This window comes from Bradyrhizobium sp. NDS-1 (genome assembly GCF_032918005.1).
GTDB lineage: Bacteria > Pseudomonadota > Alphaproteobacteria > Rhizobiales > Xanthobacteraceae > Bradyrhizobium > Bradyrhizobium tunisiense.
In genome coordinates, this window is sequence record NZ_CP136628.1 from 5,671,504 (window position 1) to 5,685,389 (window position 13,886).

A 13,886-nucleotide genomic window follows, 5' to 3' on the forward strand; every position below is an offset into this window, starting at 1 on the left:
ACTTTGAGCGAAAAAAAGCGTGAATGTCCATGGCTATCGGCCGCGCGCGCGCGCATATCTGGCTTCACTCCTCGGCACTTGCCTCCTCGCCTGTCCCCAGCCCTGCGAGACTCTGTTCGAGCGCGCCTAGCATGTCCTGCAATTCGGCGAGCTTGCGTGCGCCAAAGCGCCGCGTGATCTCGGCATAGATCGCCTCCGAATTCGGCGCCACCGAGGCCATCAGCTTCACCCCCTCTTTCGAGATCGAGACCATGCTGCGGCGCTGGTCCGCCTTCGCGGTCTTGCGCTCGATCAGATTGCGCCCCTCGAGATCGCGCAGGATGCGTGACAGGCTCGGTCCGAGCAGGAAGGCGGTGCGCGCGAGTTCCGTAACCTCGACCGCTTCGATCGCCGCCAGCGCGCGCAGAATGCGCCATTGCTGCTCGGTCAAGCCGTGCTCGCGCAGCGAGGGGCGGAACTGCCGCATTACCGCTTCGCGGGCCCGCAGCAGCGACATCGGCAGCGAGCGCGAGAAATCGCGCATCGGCACCTGGCGCGCGGCAGGCGCGCTTCCGTTCGCTGGATCAGCCAGTCTCTTCACCATGACGCCCTTTCAAACCGCAATACGTTTGCAGTGCAGCAAGCCGAAATTGTGTTTGACGCATTCACTTAACATGTTAAGTATCTCCCGGCATCCCGATTTGTAAGATCACAATGGCGCTCTCCAACGACGATATCCAAGCTTGCGCGAGGCGTCTGCACCAGGCGGAGAAGACCCGCACGCAGATCAGGCAGCTCTCGCAGGACTTCCCTGGCATCACCATCGCTGATGCCTACGCGATTCAGAAGGCCTGGGTCGACGTCAAGATCGCCGAGGGCCGCATCGTCAAGGGCCACAAGATCGGCCTGACCTCGAAGGCGATGCAGAGCGCGCTCAATATCGACGAACCCGATTCCGGGGTGCTGCTCGACGACATGTTCTTTGCCGATGGCGGGCTGGTGCCGACCGAGCGCTTCATAGCGACGCGCGTGGAAGCCGAACTCGCCTTCGTCATGAGCAAGCGGCTTTCAGGCCCCGACTGCACGCTGTTCGACGTGCTCAATGCCACCGACTTCGTCGTGCCGGCACTGGAGATCCTGGATACGCGGATCGAGCGCGTCGATCCCAAGACGAAGGCGACGCGGAAGATTTTCGACACCATCGCCGACAATGCGGCCAATGCGGGCATCGTGCTCGGCGGACGGCCGATCCGCCCGCTCGACACCGATCTGCGCTGGATCGGCGCGCTCTGCTTCAGAAACGGACAGCTCGAGGAAACCGGCCTTGCCGCCGGCGTGCTCAATCATCCCGCGACCGCCGTTGCCTGGCTCGCCAACAAGATCGCGCCGCTCGGGCTCGCGCTGGAGCCCGGCCAGGTCGTGCTCGCCGGCTCCTTCATCCGGCCGATCGAGACCCGCAAGGGCGACACAATTCAAGCCGATTATGGCGCCTATGGCTCGGTGAGCTGCTACTTCGCGTAAAGCAATAAGACGACACAGGGAGTGAAGCTGCGATGCCGCATTTCACGATCGAATATTCGGCCAATCTCGACGGCCGTCTCGACATGAAGCTGGTGTGCGAGGTCGTGCGCAAGGCGGCGGTTGAGACCGGTATCTTCCCGCTCGGCGGCATCCGCGTGCGCGCCATCCGCTGCGAGCATTATGCGATTGCGGACGCACGACAGGACTACGGCTTTCTCGACATGGTGCTGCGCATCGGCGAGGGCCGCGATCTCAAGACGCGCCAGAAGGCCGGCGAACACGTCTTCCAGGCGCTCTCCCGCCATCTCGATCCCGTCTTCGCCGCCGGCAAGTTCGCTCTGTCGTTCGACATGCAGATCAACGACAAGGACACGAGCTGGAAGCGCAACAACATCCACGACGCCCTGAAAGCGGAAGCCGCCCATGGATAAGCCCAGCCCCAAAGCCGATGTGTTCCAGGCCAACCGCGACCGCGTGGCGCCGCTGTTGAAGCAGCTGCGTGCCGACGGAATCGGTCACATGATCGACGGCAAGACCGTTGCCTCGACCTCGGGCGAGACGTTCGAGACGAAATCGCCGGTCGATGGCACGACGCTCGCGAGCGTCGCGCGCGGCAGCGCCGAGGACATCGACCGCGCCGCAACGGCCGCTGCGCTCGCCTTCAAATCCTGGCGCGACATGGGTCCGGCGATGCGGAAGAAGCTGCTGCATCGCGTGGCCGACGCGATCGAGGACAATGCCGAGGACATCGCGGTGCTCGAATGCATCGACACCGGCCAAGCCTATCGCTTCATGGCCAAGGCCGCGATTCGCGCCGCCGAGAATTTCCGCTTCTTCGCCGACAAATGCGCGGAGGCGCGCGACGGCCTCAACACGCCGAGCGACGAGCACTGGAATGTCTCGACGCGGGTGCCGATCGGACCGGTCGGCGTGATCACGCCGTGGAACACCCCATTCATGCTCTCGACCTGGAAGATCGCCCCCGCCCTCGCCGCTGGCTGCACCGTCGTGCACAAGCCGGCCGAATGGTCGCCGGTCACCGCCGACATGCTGTCGAAGCTGGCCAAGCAGGCCGGTATTCCCGACGGCGTGCTCAACACCGTCCACGGTTTCGGCGAGGAAGCCGGCAAAGCGCTGACCGAGCATCCCGCCATCAAGGCGATCGGATTCGTCGGCGAGAGCGCGACCGGCTCGGCGATCATGGTCCAGGGCGCACCGACCCTGAAGCGCGTGCATTTCGAGCTTGGCGGCAAGAACCCGGTGATCGTGTTCGACGATGCCGATCTCGACCGCGCGCTCGATGCCGTGGTTTTCATGATCTACTCCCTCAACGGCGAGCGCTGCACGTCATCGAGCCGACTCCTGGTTCAGGCGAGCATTGCGGACAAGTTCACCGAGAAGCTGACCGCGCGCGTGAAGGCGCTGAAGGTCGGCCATCCCCTCGATCCCGCCACCGAGATCGGACCGCTGATCCACGAGCGGCATCTGGCGAAGGTCTGCTCCTATTTCGACGTCGCGCGCCAGGACGGCGCGACGATCGCGGTCGGCGGCAAGGCCCATGACGGCCCGGGCGGCGGACATTATGTCGAGCCCACCCTGGTGACCGGCGCGCACGGCAAGATGCGCGTGGCGCAGGAGGAGGTGTTCGGCCCCTTCCTCACGGTGCTGCCGTTCAGGGACGAGGCCGACGCGATCGAGATCGCCAACGACATCCGCTATGGCCTGACCGGCTATGTCTGGAGCAACGACGTCGGCCGCGCGTTGCGTGTCGCCGACGCGCTGGAGGCCGGCATGATCTGGCTGAACTCGGAAAACGTCCGCCATTTGCCGACGCCGTTCGGCGGCATGAAGGCGAGCGGCATCGGCCGCGACGGCGGTGATTATTCGTTCGACTTCTACATGGAAACCAAGCACGTCTCGCTGGCGCGGGGCACGCACAAGATTCAGAAGCTGGGCGTTTAGCGGCGGTGTCATTCCGGGGCGGCTCTAAGAGCCGAACCCGGAATCAATCGAGCAGCAGAGTTGGTGGATGAATGGATTCCGGGTTCGCGCTTCGCACGCCCCGGAATGACAGAATGAGGGGAAACGCACATGCCCGTACCGCAACACGTCTTCGAGCCGCCGTTCAACATCATCCGTTCCAGCCACGTCGTGCTCGACGTGACCGATCTGAAATTGAGCCGCGAGTTCTACGAGACCATTGTCGGCCTGCATGTCGAGGACGCCGACGACAAGGTCGTATACTTGCGCGCCGCCGAGGAGCACCAGCATCACTCTCTGGTGCTGCGGAAGGCCGCGGTGCCGGCCTGTGCCCGGCTCGGCTTCAAGGTCGGCAATGACGGGGATCTCGACAAGGCCGCCGCCTTCCTCTCCGAGAACGGCCTCGGATACGCGTTCGTCGATCAGCCCTTCCAGGGCCGCACCCTGCAATTCACCGACCCCTTCGGCTTCCAGATTGAGCTCTATGCATCGATGGACCGGCGGCCGCATCTCTTGCGTCGTTACGACCTCTATCGGGGCTGCCATCCGCAGCGGCTGGATCATTTCAACGTCTTTGCCGCCGAGGTGCAGGACACCGTCGATTTCTATGCGCGGCTCGGCTTCCGCCTCACCGAATACGCCGAAGAGGATGGTCCGAACGGACGCATCGCCGCCGCCTGGATGCATCGCAAGGGCAACGTTCACGATTTTGCGATTACCAATGGCAAGGGCCCTCGCTTGCACCATTTCGCCTACTGGACGCCGACGGCGATGAACATCATCCATCTCTGCGACGTCATGGCTTCGCAAGGCTTCGTCAAGAACATCGAGCGTGGCCCGGGCCGCCACGGCATCTCGAATGCGTTCTTCCTTTACGTGCGCGACCCCGACGGGCATCGCCTCGAGCTCTACACCAGCGATTATTTTACCGGGGATCACGACCACGAGCCGCTGCGCTGGTCGCTGCGCGATCCGCGACGCCAGACGCTGTGGGGCGCGCCGGCCCCGCGCTCGTGGTTCGAGCAAGGTTCGCCTTTCTCAGGGCAAGCCGTGCGCGAGCCGAAATTCGTGGCCGACGTGCTGGTGGCGGACTGAGCCATGAGACTCCCCCGCCTCGCCACTTATTCCGTCAAAGGAGTTGTCAGCTACGGCGCCGTGCTGGAGGGCGGCATCGTTGATCTCTCCGCGCGCTACGCAAAGGAATATCCGACGCTGCGGGAAGTGATCGCGGCCGGCAAGCTCGCAAGCCTTGCCGAGGAAGCGGCCGGCCGCGCGCCGGATCACGCGCTCGCCGACATCACATGGCTGCCGCCGGTGCCTGCGCCGGAGAAGATCATCTGCATCGGCGTCAACTATCCCGACCGCAACGCCGAATACAAGGACGGCCAGGACGCGCCGAAATATCCGAGCATGTTCATGCGCTCGCCCCGTTCCTTTGTCGGCCACGACACGCCGCTGGTGCGCCCGCGCGCCTCCGCGCAGCTCGACTATGAGGGCGAGATCGTGCTGGTGATCGGCAAGGAAGGCCGGCACATCCCGGAGAGCGCAGCGCTCGATCATATCGCCGCGCTCACGCTGTGCAACGAAGGCTCGGTGCGCGACTGGCTGCGCCACGCCAAGTTCAACGTGACGCAGGGCAAGAACTTTGATTCCAGCGGCAGCCTTGGGCCGTGGCTGGTGCCCTACACGACGGAAGCGCAGATTGCGGACGTCAGGCTCACCACGCATGTCAACGGCGAGCTCAGGCAGGACGATCGCACCAGCCGGTTGATGTTTCCGTTCCGCTATCTCTTGAACTATATCTCGACCTTCGCAACCCTCGTCCCCGGCGATATCATCGTCACGGGCACGCCGACCGGCGCTGGTGCCCGGTTCGATCCGCCGCGTTACCTGAAGCCCGGGGACATCGTCGAAATCGAGGCCGAGGGCATCGGACGCTTGCGCAACGGTGTCGTCGACGAAGCCTGACCAACAATCGAAGTGGAATAGCCAGATGACCACCCTCACCGGCGGCGAAGCGATCGTAAGCGGGCTCGTCGCCCATGGCGTCGACACTGTGTTCGGCCTGCCCGGCGCGCAGGTCTACGGCCTGTTCGACGCCTTCCACCAGGCCCAGCTCAAGGTGATCGGCGCACGGCACGAGCAGGCCTGCGGCTACATGGCGTTCGGCTATGCCCGCTCCAGCGGCAGGCCCGGCGTGTTCAGCGTGGTGCCGGGCCCCGGCGTGCTCAATGCCAGCGCGGCGCTGCTCACCGCGTTCGGCTGCAACGAGCCGGTGCTGTGCGTCACCGGCCAGGTGCCGACGCAATTTCTGGGCAAGGGACGCGGCCATCTGCACGAGATGCCGGACCAGCTTGCGACCTTGCGAACCTATGTGAAGTGGGCTGATCGGATCGAATATCCCGGCAACGCGCCGACGGTCGTCGCGCGCGCCTTCCAGGAGATGATGTCGGGACGGCGTGGTCCGGCCTCGGTCGAGATGCCCTGGGACGTCTTCACCCAGCGCGCGGACACCGCCGCTGCCCGGATGCTGGAGCCCCTGCCCGCTCCGCAGCCCGATGCCGATCTCGTCAAGCAGGCCGCGGCGCTAATCAAGGCCGGCAAGGCGCCGATGATCTTCGTCGGCAGCGGCGCGACCGAGGCGGGCGAGGAGATCCTCGAGCTCGCCGAGATGATCGATGCGCCCGTGGTTGCTTTCCGCAGCGGCCGCGGCATCGTCTCCAACGCGCACGAGCTCGGCCTGACCATGGCAGCGGCCTACAAGCTGTGGCCGACAACCGATGTGATGATCGCGATCGGCACCCGCGCGGAACTGCCGGCGTCGGGCTTCCGCTGGCCCTTTCAGCCGAAGGGGCTGAAATCCATCAGGATCGACATCGATCCGGCCGAGATGCGCCGGCTCGCCTCCGATGTCTCCATCGTCGCCGACGCCAAGGACGGGACGGCCGATCTCGTCGCAGCCGTGAAGAGGGCCGGCTATTCCAAAGGCGGCACGCGGCGCCAGGAGATCCGCGAGGCCACGGCGACGGCGCAGGCGGAGATCCAGCGCATCCAGCCGCAGATGGCCTATCTCAACATCCTCCGCGAGGTGCTGCCCGCGAATGCGATCGTCACTGATGAACTGTCGCAATTCGGCTTCGCGTCCTGGTACGGCTTTCCGGTCTACCAGACGCGCACCTTCATCACCTCGGGCTATCAGGGCACGCTGGGCTCGGGTTTCCCGACCGCGCTTGGCGCCAAGGTCGCCAATCCCGACAAGCCCGTGGTGGCGATCACCGGCGACGGCGGCTTCATGTTCGGCGTGCAGGAGCTTGCCACCGCCGTTCAGTTCAACATCGGCGTGGTGACGCTGGTGTTCAACAACAACGCCTACGGCAACGTCCGCCGCGACCAGCGCGAACGTTTCGACGGCCGCGTGGTGGCGTCCGATCTCGTCAATCCGGACTTCGTCAAGCTAGCCGAGTCATTTGGCGTCGCGGCGGCGCGTGTCACCGCGCCGGATCAGTTCAAGGCCGCGATGGAGAAGGCGCTCAGCCACGGCGGGCCGTATCTGATTTCGGTGGAAGTGACGCGGGATTCGGAAGTCAGCCCCTGGGCGTTCATCCACCCGCCGAAGCCTTGAGCTCGACACCACCCTGTAGCCGCGCGGCTGCGATCACCAGGAGGTCTGCACCTGCGACCGACCAGCAGGCGACCGGCGTCCAGTGCAACAGCGGCGCATATTCCGGCATCTTCTGCAGGCCGCCGGCGGCTGCCGCCATGCGCGCAAACGTGCCAAAGGCGAGTGCGGAGAAGACCAGCCCCGTCACCTTGCCTTCCGCGCCCGTCGAGCCGATCGCGAGCGCGGCCGAGATCGCGCTCATCAGCATGCAGCCCCACGCGGCGCCGGCGAGAAACTGCGCCGCAATCAGCGCGTTGAGGCTGCCGGCAAGCTCGGCCGCCGCGATCGCGACTGCGCCGAGCAATCCGGCGGCGCCCATTACGATCAGGCCACCGCGATGCTTGACGACGAGGCTCGCCGGAAACATCGCGATGTTGAAGCCGATCCAGAACACCGGCATCAGCCATTGCAACTCGCCGGGGCTGGCGAACCGCAAATAGGACGGTGCGCTGTTCATGGCGAAGTGCAGCTGGTAGCCGAGTGCGAGTGCGACCATCGCGACGATGAAGGCGATGGGCACCAGTCCGAGGGGCTTTGCTGCTTCGTCCGGCCTGGGCGGCACGGTGTCGCGCGCCACGTCATGCTCGATCCGCGACAGCCCGAGCGCCGTGAGCAGCAGCACGACACTGGAGATCACGAACGGCAGCCGCGCATCGTGCTCGCGCAGCACGACGCCGAGATAGGGCGAGACCGCGCCTGCCACGCCGTAGCCGAGCATCGCAAGCGCCGCGAGGAACGGCACCTGCGGCTTTGCGCGATACTTGCCGAGCAAGGTCAGCGGCGGCGCGCGCAGCGCAGACGACGTAACCGACCAAACCACGATCAGTGCGATGAACCAGCCTGGCGCGGCCGCACCGGCTCCGGCGACGAAGGGCAGCGCCACGAACGCGGCGCAGGAGACGGCAGCCACGAGCCCGACGAACAGGCCGAGCCTGCCGACATAAGGCGCGACCTTGTCGGCGGCGACACCCATTGCGGTGTCGGCAATGGTGAAGATCGCCTGATCCAGCATCAGAATGAAGATGACGGCGGACGGCGCAATGCCGACCTCGGCGGCAAGTTTCGGCAAGTAGACGACATAGGTCGTCCAGCCCAGCGTGAACACCAATTGCAACAGCGCCAGATAGAGACCGGTCCGGCGTGCCGTTCCCGTATCACCCGAATGCTCCGTGGTCGTCATGGCGCCGCTTCCCCCTGACACCAGCTTAGACCAAGCAGGCCGGCGAGCAAACGCGTCACCGCGTTCTTCGGAACGTCAGATTGATCCGCTTCCGCCCGAGCCGCGCATGCTCGCCGTCGGCGAGCGGCGCGACACCGTGATAGGCCAGCCTGCTGGCCCCGCCCCAGACCACGACGTCGCCATGCACCAGCCGGAAACGGCGCGGTTTGTCGCTTCGCGCGAGCCCGCCGAACAGGAAGGTCGCTGGCAGTCCGAGCGAGACCGAGACGATCGGCGCGGAATAATCCAGCTCGTCCTTGTCCTGATGCAGCGACAGCCGCGTGCCGGGCTCGTACCGGTTGACGAGGCACGCATCGGGCGCGAAGTCTTTGAAGCCGCCTTGCTCTGCCGCGCGGCGGGCGAGATCGCGCAGCACCGGCGGCATCGCCGGCCAAGGCGCGCCGGTGCGCGGATCGATGGGATCATAGCGATAGCCGGTATGATCGGTGATCCAGCCGCGCTCGCCGCAATTGGTCATCGCCACCGACATCAGATGGCCGCCGGGCGTCGTCATCCGCCGGAACGGCGACTGCGCCACGATCGCGCGGACCGCTTCGGTCAACTCGCTCTCGATCGGCTTGACGAATCCGCGCAGCAGCACCGCGCCGTCCGCAATCTCCTCGCGCAACGGCTGCGCCTCGTCGACGCTGTCGAACAGATCAGCCGTCAATCGCAAGACTCATTTGGCATCATGGAAGATAACACCCAGCGTGTGGCGCTGGCCGGATCTGATCCGGCTGACGCCATGGCGCATGTTAACGCGATAGGTGCCGCGTGTCCCCTGTACCGGGCGGTGATGCACAGCGAAAGCGACCGCATCACCTTGCGCCAGCGGTACCACTTCGGCGCGGGACTGCATACGCGGGCGCTGCTCGGTCAACACGAACTCGCCGCCGGTGAAATCGCGGCCCGGCTCGGACAGGAGGATCGCAACCTGGATCGGGAATACGTGCTCGCCATAGAGGTCCTGGTGCAGGCAATTGTAGTCGCCGGCTTCATACTGCAGCAGCAGCGGCGTGGGGCGCGCCTGCCCCGCCTCGTGGCAGCGCTTCAGGAACGCTACATGCGCGGTGGGATAGCGGATGTCGATGCCCATCGCTTCGTTCCAGCGGTTGGCGACGCCTTGAAGCTGCGCGTAGAGCGCCGGGCGGAGTTGCGCGATCAGATCGGGCAGCGGATAGGCGAAATACTTGTACTCGCCGCGACCGAAGCCGTGGCGGCCCATGACGATGCGACTGCGGAAGTGCGCATCGTCCGGGTAGAGCGCGACGATAGCGCGGCATTGGTCGGGCGTCAGCAGGTTCTTCAGGACGGCGCAGCCCTGAGAGTCGAACTCGCCGGTGATTTGCGGCCAGTCGAGGGCGTCGATGCGGGTGGCGCGATCGGTCGTCGGGCTTGCGGCCGAGATACGTTTCGCGGTTGCCATAGCGACATCCTATCTACATCCGTCATTCCGGGGCGCGACGCAGTCGCGAATCCGGCATCCATTCATCCACCGACTGTGCCGTTCGATGGATTCCGGGTTCGCGCCAAGGGGCGCGCCCCGGAATGACGGAGAGTGTGTGGCAAGTCCTGGCGGGTATAACCACCCGATTTCCGACTCTATTCCCGTCATTGCAAGGAGCCCTTGCGACGAAGCAATCCAGAATCCCTCCGCGGAACCAGGCTGGCTTGCTTCGCTACGCTCGCAATGACGGAGGAGAGGCCTCAGCCCCGCACCGGCAGCGTCACGACGTCGTAGCCGTGCCTGATCGTGCGTTTCAGCACGGGGTCCTCGAGCTCGAAGTCGAAGCGCTCCGCAGGGCGGATGCCGCCCTTGGCGGCGAAGGTGCCGCCGAACATGGCGCAGCCGTCGGGGAATTTGCCCCCCTCGAAGCCGCGCGCGATCAGGTCGTTCACCGGCAGCATCGCATCGAGCGTGCCTTCCTGGTAGAGCGCGCGCTCGCCGTTGATCGTGGCATAGGAGCGCAAAATCATCTTGTCCCAATGGCCGATGACGTCCTCCAGCTCCCAGAGCGTCGAAGCGACCGGCTTGTCGCACATCTGCTTGGAGACGGTGACGTTGTAGGCCTCGACCTTGCGGTCGGTGTGGTCGGAGCCGCAGCCGACAAAGGTGCGGCCCTGCCAGCCTATCAGCACGAACTCGACCTCGCCGGAGGAATCACCGCCGGTGCATTCGATGCTCTCTTCCTGGGTCAGCCGCCGCGCCGATGCGCGATAGTAGATCGGCGTCGAGGCCGGCGGGGCAATGCCCATCTCCTGCAGCTCCTTGATATGCTTGTCGCGCGCAACGGGATCGCGGCCGGTCCAGCCGGCGATGACCATCTGGTCGATCGCCAGCGTCAGCGGCGTGGTGGTGTCCCGGGCATCGACGGTGAAAGTGAGATCAAACACGAATGACGGCCTCCATGCCGGCAGCAAGCTCGAAAATACGACGGTCCGATCCGCCCGCGCCCGCCAGCATCAGGCCGACGGGAACTTCGCCCTGGCGATGCGCGGGCAGCGAGATGGCGCAGCCGTCGATCATGTTGATCAGGGTGCAGTTGCGCAAGGCGCGCAGGTTCTCCCTGGTGAAGGCCTTGTCGTCGGCGAGATCGGCGATCTTCGGCGGCGTGTTCGCGGTGGTCGGCAGCACCAGCGCGTCATAGGGCGCGATGCGCGCGTTGACGCGGGCGATCAGCGAGCGGCGCTCGTTGAGGAGATCGATGTAATCGGCCGCGCTCTGCGCCTCGCCGCGCATGATCCGCACGGAGACGCGGGGATCGTAGACGTCGCCCTTCGCGTTGATGAGATAGCGATGCCAGGCGTAGCTCTCGGACGCGGCAAAGCCGCCCTTGGCGTTCATCGGGCCGATATCGTGGAACTCCGCCATCTCGATGCGCTCGATGATGGCACCATGATCGGACAGCGATTTCAGCGCTCGCTCGAAGGTATCAGCCACCTCTGTGTCGAGATCGTCGAGTGCGATCGTGGTCGGCACCGCAAGCCGCATGCCCTTCACGGGCCGCGGCTTCAGCGCCGTGATCGGCTCGTTGGCGAGCACGGCATCAAGTATGGCACAGCAACTGACCGATCGTGCCAGCGGCCCGATGCTGTCGAGCGAGAACGACAGCGGCACGGAGCCATCGAGCGGCACGCGCCGCTGCGTCGGTTTGTAGCCGACAATACCGTTGAAAGCCGCGGGAATCCGGCAGGAGCCGCCGGTGTCGGTGCCGAGTGCGCCATGCGCCATGCCGTCGAGCACGGAGACCGCAGCGCCCGAGGACGAGCCGCCGGGCACGTGGCCTTCGGCACGGTTCCAGGCACCTTTCGGCGTGCCGTAATGCGGATTGATGCCGATGCCGGAATAGGCGAACTCGGTCATGTTGGTGCGCCCGATCACGACGAAGCCGGCCTTGCGCAAGCGCGCTACCGTCGCGGCATCCTGCTCGGCCGGCGGGGAATCGTCGAGCGCGCGCGAACCGGCGCGCGTCACCTGGCCCCTGATGTCGAACAGGTCCTTGATCGAGATCGGGATGCCGGCATAGCGCGACGGCGCCGCTTTGGCTTTGCGCAGGCCGTCCATCGCGTCGGCCGCCGCAAGCGCGGCCTCCTTGTCGACATGGATGAAGGCGCGCTGGCCTTCGCCTGAGGGATCGGCAATCCTGGCGATACAGGCCTCGACCAGCTTGCGGGCGGTGGTGCGGCCGCTTTCGAGGTCCTCGGCGAGCTTCGCCAGTGTCGGAAATTCGGGCATGTCTGTCTCACGGAATATTGTCGCGCGCAATCTATAGCGCTGCCTCAGTTCGACACAAGCATTGTGCGCATGATGGCATGCATGCGTATTGCTGGACCGTTGACGCCCCATGGTCGATTGTCGCATCAAGATCGAAACAGGCGGGCGTGAAGCCTGTCTCCTGGAGGAGCCGCCGAGATGGCCGAACCGCAGCGAGCGCGACCGAAACCGACGCCGGAGACCCAGCATTTCTGGGACGGCACGAAGGCAGGCGAATTGCGCCTGCAACGCTGCGACGCCTGCGCGCATGTCTACTTCCCGCCGCGCCCATTCTGCCCCTCCTGCGCCTCGCGCAAGGTTTCGGTCTTCAAGGCGAGCGGTAAGGGCTTCCTCTACAGCTACGTGATCAACCACCGTCCCGCCGCGCCCGGCTTTACACCGCCTTACGCGATCGCGGTGGTCGAGCTCGACGAGGGGCCGCGCATGATGAGCAACATCGTCGACTGCCCGCAGACGCCGGAAGCGCTCGAACTCGACATGAAGCTGGAGGTCGCCTTCCAGGCACTCGACGACAAGATCACCCTCCCCGTCTTCCGTCCGGCGAAAGGGTAAGTCATGCGCAGCAACCGGGTTGCCGTCGTCGGCGCTGCCGAGACCACCGAGCTTGGCGTCATTCCCAACGCCTCGCAGCTTCAGCTTCACGCGGATGCCGCGCTCAACGCCATCGCGGATGCCGGGCTCAAGCTGTCCGATATCGACGGTTTTGCCACAGCGGTCGAGACGCCGCAGCAGGTCTGCCACTATCTCGGCATCAAGCCGACCTGGGTGGACGGCACCTCGGTCGGCGGATGCTCCTTCATGCTGCATGTCCGCCATGCTGCGGCGGCGATCGAGGCCGGCCTGTGCAAGACCGTGCTCATCACCCATGCCGAGAGCGGTAAGTCGATGATCGGCAAATTGCCACGCTCGACGCCGGCCGACAGCCTCAACGGTCAGTTCGAGGCGCCCTATGGCGTCTACGGTCCGCCCAGCATGTTTCCGATTCCCGTGTTGCGCTTCATGAAGACCTACGGCATCACGCATGAACAACTCGCCTCGGTCGCCGTGGTGCAGCGGGAATGGGCGGCGAAGAATCCACGCGCCATGATGAAGGACCCGATTACCGTTGCCGACGTGCTCAACTCGCGCATGATCGCCTATCCGTTTCGCCTGCTGCAGTGCTGCCTCGTCACCGACGGCGGCGGCGCACTGATCCTGACCTCGGCCGACCGCGCCAGGGATTTTCCGAGGAAGCCCGTCTACATCATGGGCACCGGCGAGAGCGTGGAGACGCCGATGGTCAGCCAGATGGAGACCTTCAACTCCTCGCGCGCGTTCAAGACCGCGGGTCCACTGGCCTTTAGGGAGGCCGGCATCGCGCACAGGGACGTCGATCATCTCATGATCTACGATGCGTTTGCGCATCTCCCGCTCTTCGGCCTCGGCGACCTCGGCTTCATGCCGTATGAGGAGACCGGACAATTCATCGCGGACGGCAATACACGGCCCGGCGGCAAGCTCCCGCTCAACACCAATGGCGGCGGATTGAGCTACATGCATTCGGGCATGTACGGCATGTATGCGCTCCAGGAGAGCGTGCGCCAGATGCGCGGGATCGCGCCGGCGCAAGTGCCGAATGCGAAAATTTCGGTGTGTCACGGCGTCGGCGGCATGTTCGCGGCGAGTGGCACGATCGTGTTTACGAACGAGAGGTAACTGACTGTCATTCCGGAGCGCGCGCGGCGCGAGCCCGGAATCCATCTGACCGCAAC

The 13,886-nt window shown here is 65.2% G+C and carries 14 protein-coding genes; 8 read left to right on the forward strand and 6 right to left on the reverse strand.

Features of this window, described 5'->3' with window-relative positions:
* Positions 1-64: 64 nt before the first annotated feature.
* Positions 65-583, reverse strand: a complete 519-nt coding sequence (gene hpaR / locus RX330_RS26450) for a homoprotocatechuate degradation operon regulator HpaR (RefSeq protein WP_317240426.1) — start codon at positions 581-583, stop codon at positions 65-67.
* A gap of 110 nt (positions 584-693) precedes the next feature.
* Between hpaR and hpaH the strand changes: the two genes are divergently transcribed.
* From hpaH to RX330_RS26480, 6 genes are all read left to right on the forward strand, one after another.
* Positions 694-1,500 carry a 2-oxo-hept-4-ene-1,7-dioate hydratase gene (hpaH, locus tag RX330_RS26455; RefSeq protein WP_212081233.1) on the forward strand — a complete coding sequence of 269 codons (807 nt, stop codon included), beginning with the start codon at positions 694-696 and terminating at the stop codon, positions 1,498-1,500.
* Between the two features lie 32 nt (positions 1,501-1,532).
* Positions 1,533-1,931: a 5-carboxymethyl-2-hydroxymuconate Delta-isomerase gene (locus RX330_RS26460; RefSeq protein ID WP_212081232.1), complete on the forward strand. Its 399-nt coding sequence runs from the start codon at positions 1,533-1,535 to the stop codon at positions 1,929-1,931.
* Positions 1,924-3,462, forward strand: coding sequence for a 5-carboxymethyl-2-hydroxymuconate semialdehyde dehydrogenase (gene hpaE, locus RX330_RS26465; RefSeq protein WP_212081231.1), 1,539 nt, complete (start codon positions 1,924-1,926; stop codon positions 3,460-3,462). The genes RX330_RS26460 and hpaE overlap by 8 nt, the downstream gene beginning before the upstream one ends.
* Before the next feature lie 129 nt (positions 3,463-3,591).
* Complete coding sequence (hpaD, locus tag RX330_RS26470; protein WP_212081230.1) at positions 3,592-4,575, forward strand: 3,4-dihydroxyphenylacetate 2,3-dioxygenase; 984 nt, start codon at positions 3,592-3,594, stop codon at positions 4,573-4,575.
* A 3-nt stretch (positions 4,576-4,578) separates the two neighbouring features.
* Positions 4,579-5,448, forward strand: coding sequence for a fumarylacetoacetate hydrolase family protein (locus RX330_RS26475; protein WP_317240427.1), 870 nt, complete (start codon positions 4,579-4,581; stop codon positions 5,446-5,448).
* A 25-nt stretch (positions 5,449-5,473) separates the two neighbouring features.
* A complete protein-coding gene (locus RX330_RS26480; protein ID WP_317240428.1) occupies positions 5,474-7,102 on the forward strand; it encodes a thiamine pyrophosphate-dependent enzyme in 1,629 nt (542 codons plus the stop codon).
* Here the strand turns inward: RX330_RS26480 and RX330_RS26485 are convergent.
* From RX330_RS26485 to RX330_RS26505, 5 genes are all read right to left on the reverse strand, one after another.
* Positions 7,080-8,321: an MFS transporter gene (locus tag RX330_RS26485; protein WP_317240429.1), complete on the reverse strand. Its 1,242-nt coding sequence runs from the start codon at positions 8,319-8,321 to the stop codon at positions 7,080-7,082. The two genes, RX330_RS26480 and RX330_RS26485, sit on opposite strands and share 23 nt — an antisense overlap.
* A 55-nt stretch (positions 8,322-8,376) precedes the next feature.
* Positions 8,377-9,030, reverse strand: coding sequence for a DNA oxidative demethylase AlkB (alkB, locus tag RX330_RS26490; protein ID WP_317240430.1), 654 nt, complete (start codon positions 9,028-9,030; stop codon positions 8,377-8,379).
* A gap of 9 nt (positions 9,031-9,039) precedes the next feature.
* Positions 9,040-9,786, reverse strand: a complete 747-nt coding sequence (locus RX330_RS26495) for a 2OG-Fe(II) oxygenase (protein ID WP_317240431.1) — start codon at positions 9,784-9,786, stop codon at positions 9,040-9,042.
* Between the two features lie 281 nt (positions 9,787-10,067).
* Entirely contained in the window at positions 10,068-10,754 is a 687-nt protein-coding gene (locus RX330_RS26500) for a DUF2848 domain-containing protein (protein ID WP_317240432.1), read from the reverse strand.
* Positions 10,747-12,096, reverse strand: a complete 1,350-nt coding sequence (locus RX330_RS26505) for an amidase (RefSeq protein WP_317240433.1) — start codon at positions 12,094-12,096, stop codon at positions 10,747-10,749. The genes RX330_RS26500 and RX330_RS26505 overlap by 8 nt, the downstream gene beginning before the upstream one ends.
* 177 nt (positions 12,097-12,273) lie before the next feature.
* Here RX330_RS26505 and RX330_RS26510 point away from each other — a divergent pair, with 177 nt between their 5' ends.
* The gene (locus RX330_RS26510; RefSeq protein WP_212081222.1) at positions 12,274-12,687 is read left to right on the forward strand and encodes a Zn-ribbon domain-containing OB-fold protein; all 414 of its coding nucleotides are present in this window, start codon (positions 12,274-12,276) and stop codon (positions 12,685-12,687) included.
* 3 nt (positions 12,688-12,690) lie between these two features.
* The gene (locus RX330_RS26515; protein ID WP_212081221.1) at positions 12,691-13,830 is read left to right on the forward strand and encodes a thiolase C-terminal domain-containing protein; all 1,140 of its coding nucleotides are present in this window, start codon (positions 12,691-12,693) and stop codon (positions 13,828-13,830) included.
* The last annotated feature ends 56 nt before the right edge of the window (positions 13,831-13,886 follow it).

What these genes read in the sequence shown, in the direction of transcription:
- hpaH (WP_212081233.1), top strand. Translation starts at nt 694, where the DNA reads ATGGCGCTCTCCAACGACGATATCCAAGCTTGCGCGAGGCGTCTGCAC.
- RX330_RS26485 (WP_317240429.1), bottom strand. Translation starts at nt 8,321, where the DNA reads ATGACGACCACGGAGCATTCGGGTGATACGGGAACGGCACGCCGGACC.
- RX330_RS26510 (WP_212081222.1), top strand. Translation starts at nt 12,274, where the DNA reads ATGGCCGAACCGCAGCGAGCGCGACCGAAACCGACGCCGGAGACCCAG.
- hpaD (WP_212081230.1), top strand. Translation starts at nt 3,592, where the DNA reads ATGCCCGTACCGCAACACGTCTTCGAGCCGCCGTTCAACATCATCCGT.
- hpaR (WP_317240426.1), bottom strand. Translation starts at nt 583, where the DNA reads ATGGTGAAGAGACTGGCTGATCCAGCGAACGGAAGCGCGCCTGCCGCG.
- hpaE (WP_212081231.1), top strand. Translation starts at nt 1,924, where the DNA reads ATGGATAAGCCCAGCCCCAAAGCCGATGTGTTCCAGGCCAACCGCGAC.
- RX330_RS26460 (WP_212081232.1), top strand. Translation starts at nt 1,533, where the DNA reads ATGCCGCATTTCACGATCGAATATTCGGCCAATCTCGACGGCCGTCTC.
- RX330_RS26515 (WP_212081221.1), top strand. Translation starts at nt 12,691, where the DNA reads ATGCGCAGCAACCGGGTTGCCGTCGTCGGCGCTGCCGAGACCACCGAG.
- RX330_RS26475 (WP_317240427.1), top strand. Translation starts at nt 4,579, where the DNA reads ATGAGACTCCCCCGCCTCGCCACTTATTCCGTCAAAGGAGTTGTCAGC.
- RX330_RS26480 (WP_317240428.1), top strand. Translation starts at nt 5,474, where the DNA reads ATGACCACCCTCACCGGCGGCGAAGCGATCGTAAGCGGGCTCGTCGCC.
- RX330_RS26505 (WP_317240433.1), bottom strand. Translation starts at nt 12,096, where the DNA reads ATGCCCGAATTTCCGACACTGGCGAAGCTCGCCGAGGACCTCGAAAGC.
- RX330_RS26495 (WP_317240431.1), bottom strand. Translation starts at nt 9,786, where the DNA reads ATGGCAACCGCGAAACGTATCTCGGCCGCAAGCCCGACGACCGATCGC.